General features: G+C 48.4%; 4 protein-coding genes. 3 read left to right on the forward strand and 1 reads right to left on the reverse strand.

Annotated elements, in window-relative coordinates:
• Window positions 1-36: 36 nt before the first annotated feature.
• Window positions 37-852, forward strand: coding sequence for a YihY/virulence factor BrkB family protein (locus tag C1T29_RS05135; protein WP_103750491.1), 816 nt, complete (start codon window positions 37-39; stop codon window positions 850-852).
• 211 nt (window positions 853-1,063) lie between these two features.
• On the opposite strand, the gene C1T29_RS05140 is transcribed toward C1T29_RS05135, so the two are convergent.
• Complete coding sequence (locus C1T29_RS05140; protein WP_023855869.1) at window positions 1,064-2,242, reverse strand: MFS transporter; 1,179 nt, start codon at window positions 2,240-2,242, stop codon at window positions 1,064-1,066.
• 100 nt (window positions 2,243-2,342) lie between these two features.
• Between C1T29_RS05140 and C1T29_RS05145 the strand changes: the two genes are divergently transcribed.
• Window positions 2,343-2,723: an OsmC family protein gene (locus C1T29_RS05145; RefSeq protein WP_208945632.1), complete on the forward strand. Its 381-nt coding sequence runs from the start codon at window positions 2,343-2,345 to the stop codon at window positions 2,721-2,723.
• A 104-nt stretch (window positions 2,724-2,827) separates the two neighbouring features.
• Window positions 2,828-3,447: calcium/proton exchanger (gene cax / locus C1T29_RS24705; RefSeq protein ID WP_231516542.1), on the forward strand; the 620-nt coding region annotated here is incomplete at its 3' end.

Consider the following 3,447-nt stretch of genomic DNA (forward strand, 5'->3'; position numbering starts at 1 on the left):
AGCTAAATCCAAAGGGCGTACGGAGCCGGAAAAAGAATGAGCTTTTTGAAAGAGCTGGCTTGGCGTTTTTTCCTTCATGAAGGGCCGAGCAAATCGGCGGAACTTGCATACTTTTTCCTGCTGTCCTTGTTTCCGTTTATGATTTTCCTATTGACTTTGATCGGCTACCTGCCTGTCAAAACGGGCGATGTCATCGGGCTGATTGAACAATATGCTCCAGAAGACACGATATCCGTTATTGAAGAGACGCTCAATACAGGAAACAGGGGCCTGCTTTCTTTCGGGATCATCGCGGCGCTCTGGTCTGCGTCAAACGGATTGAACGCGATTGTCAGAGCCTTTAATCATGCTTATGAAGTGGAGGAAAACCGCTCATTCATCATGGTTCGGCTGACATCACTCCTCCTGACCGCCGCGATGGTTTTCACCATATTGGTCGCGCTTCTTCTTCCGGTATTCGGGAGGGCCATCGGCCATTTCATCGCCAATTTGGACGGTACGCCGGAAATGTTTCTAGCGGCATGGTCAGCGCTCCGCTGGGGAATCAGCCCGCTTGTGCTGCTGATCGTCTTTACGGCTTTATACTTTTTTGCCCCGAATAAGCGGCTGTCATTTAAATTCGTGCTTCCGGGAGCCGTTGCAGCGACAGCCGGCTGGATCCTCGTCAGCATGCTGTTTTCATACTACGTCAGCGAATTTGCAAACTACAGCGCGACATACGGAAGCCTCGGCGGCATCATCGTCCTGATGATCTGGTTTTATTTAAGCGGAATGATGATTATTCTTGGAGGGGAGATCAATGCCCTTTTACATAAACGTAAAATCATTCCTGAAGAAAATCCGCGGAAATGAGCAATCTATAAAAGAACGTTTCATGAGTTCAAAAGCGGAGGGATCATCATGACAAAACACACGAAAAAAGGCGGCAGCCATAATAAACAAAATTCAAAGCAAAGTCCGAAGAACAAAACGAGCGGAAGCGCCAACGGACAAAACGGATATCATTAAACCTGCCTGACGTTTTCGAAAAGGCCGGCTGCCTATAGTAAGCAGCCGGCCTTTTTTACATTGGCGCCGCCTCAGATTGTTCGAGAGCGCCGTTTTTCTTCGTTCTGCCAAAGAGCACCCCGATCCAGATCAACACCATCACGATTGTAATCAAATAAAACAGATTGCTGTTATGAAATGTCTGCATATACCAGCCGCCGGCAACCGGGCCGAAAATGCTTCCGAAGCTGAAGGTGATTCCGCACATCAAGTTTCCGGCCGGGAGAAGGCGTTTTGGAAGCAGGTCGGCCATAAAGCTGATGCCGAGTGAAAAAGTTGATCCAACAGCCATTCCGGCTATGAAAAAACATGCCGCAAGCAAGGGGACGGAATCGGAAAAGCCCGCCGCAAAGAAGCAGCCTGCCCCGACAGCCAATATGACAAGGAGCACATTTCGTCTTCCATACTTGTCGCTCAACACGCCGAGCGGATACTGAAAGACGATGCTTCCGATCGCAAAAGCCGGAAGAATAATTGATAGGCCTTCGACGGAAATGCCCGAGCGGAGCGCGTAGACGGGAAAATTGCCGTTCAGGGCGGTTTCCAAAAAGCCGTAGCCGAATGTCGGCAAAAACGCGACCCATCCTAGCAGAAAGGCTTGGACGAAGCGCTTCAAGCTGTTATCGCTGCGGCTTTCAGAGCCGCTTTTCTCAGGAAAATCGTTTTGAAGGCAAAAAATAAACAGCCACGCCAGCAGGCTGAATGCACCTGAGACGATAAACGGCAATGACGGGGCAATGTTGACAAGCGGCGTTAAAAAAGGACCGGCAGCAAATCCCAAACCAAACGAAAGGCCGTACAAAGAGATATTGCGGCCGCGGTTTTTTTCAGACGATAATGTGGTCACCCAAGTTTGCGTTGAAAAGTGCAGCATATGATCCCCGATTCCAATCAAGAGCCGTAAAAAGAACCAGACGATAAACGACTGAATAAAAACAAAGGCGAACAAACTCGCGCACACCATCACCCCGCCGATGACGATCAGCGGTTTAAAACCGAGCCTGCGAAGCGGTGCTTCCATAAACGGCGAAGCGATCAGGACGCCGATGTAGAGGCCTGTCGCATGAAGACCGTTCAGCGCAGCCGAATGGCCTTCCTGTTCGAAAATAACAGAGATGACCGGAAGGAGCATCCCTTGCGAAAAACCTGATATACTGACAATCAAAACGAGAATGAAAAAGTGAAATCTAGTCATCGGCCGATTCTCCTTATCCGTAATCCTTCTTTGATCGTACAACTTTCACAAGTTTTTAGGCAAGGCGATTTTTCTTTTTCTGTCAAATGAGGTGTGAATCATGGAAATCGTGTGGAATCAGAACGGCTTTGAGGCTGATCTGGAATATGGAAAGCTTAAGATATCAGGCAATGAAGAAGCAGGATTCAGGCCTTATCAATTGCTGGCCGCTTCGATTGCGGCATGCAGCGGAACCGGTCTTCATAACATATTGGAAAAGAAAAGGATACAGCTGAAAGATATAACCATCGAGACAAAAGAAGAACGCATTTCCGAAGAGGCGGGCCGCATCAAAAGCATCCATCTTCACTTCATGTTGAAGGGAGAAAACCTCGGTAAAGAACAAATTCAAAAGGCGCTGAAAGTAGCGCTGAAAAACTGTGCCATGGTGAGGTCTGTTGAAAACAGCATCGAGATCATCGAAACATTTCAGATTCGCTGATGTTTAAAAACCTGCGTCAATGCGGAATAGATCAGTATGCCGTATATAAACTGAAAAGTTCGCACAAAAATAACCTACACCAAAAAAGAAAAGAGGAATGAAAAATGGGCCGTTTTTTCTTTTTGATGATGGCTGCGGGAGTTCCCCTTTCTGTTGCAGGGAGCATGTTGCATTGGCCGCAGGTTTTATTGTTCATCATATACTGCCTGACGATTATCGCGCTTGCAAGCTATATGGGAAGAGCCACCGAAAGCCTTGCGATTATTGCGGGTCCGAGGATCGGGGGCCTTTTAAATGCGACGTTCGGAAACGCCGTTGAGCTGATCATTTCGATCTTCGCGTTGCGGGAAGGACTGATCGGCATTGTGCTCGCATCGCTGACAGGATCTGTCCTCGGCAACCTTCTCCTGGTCGCCGGCCTGTCGTTTTTCATCGGGGGCCTGAAATATAAGCGCCAGGAATTCAACGTGTATGATGCGAGACACAATTCAGGTTTGCTCATGTTCGCGGTGATTGTCGCTTTCGTCATCCCAGAAGTATTTTCAGCCGAAATGACAGAGCCGAGGAAGCTGTCGATGAGCGTCGGCATCAGCATCATCATGATTTTGCTTTACCTGGCAGCGCTTTATTTCAAGCTTGTCAGCCACCGCGGGGTTTACCAGACGAATCAAAATGAGCGGGAAGAATCGCATGAAGAACCGGAATGGTCGGGAAAGAGGGCAAC

The organism is Bacillus sp. MBGLi79 (assembly GCF_002953915.1).

Excerpts from the sequence above, each read along its gene's own strand:
- C1T29_RS05135 (WP_103750491.1), top strand. The coding sequence starts at position 37 with ATGAGCTTTTTGAAAGAGCTGGCTTGGCGTTTTTTCCTTCATGAAGGG.
- C1T29_RS05140 (WP_023855869.1), bottom strand. The coding sequence starts at position 2,242 with ATGACTAGATTTCACTTTTTCATTCTCGTTTTGATTGTCAGTATATCA.
- C1T29_RS05145 (WP_208945632.1), top strand. The coding sequence starts at position 2,343 with ATGGAAATCGTGTGGAATCAGAACGGCTTTGAGGCTGATCTGGAATAT.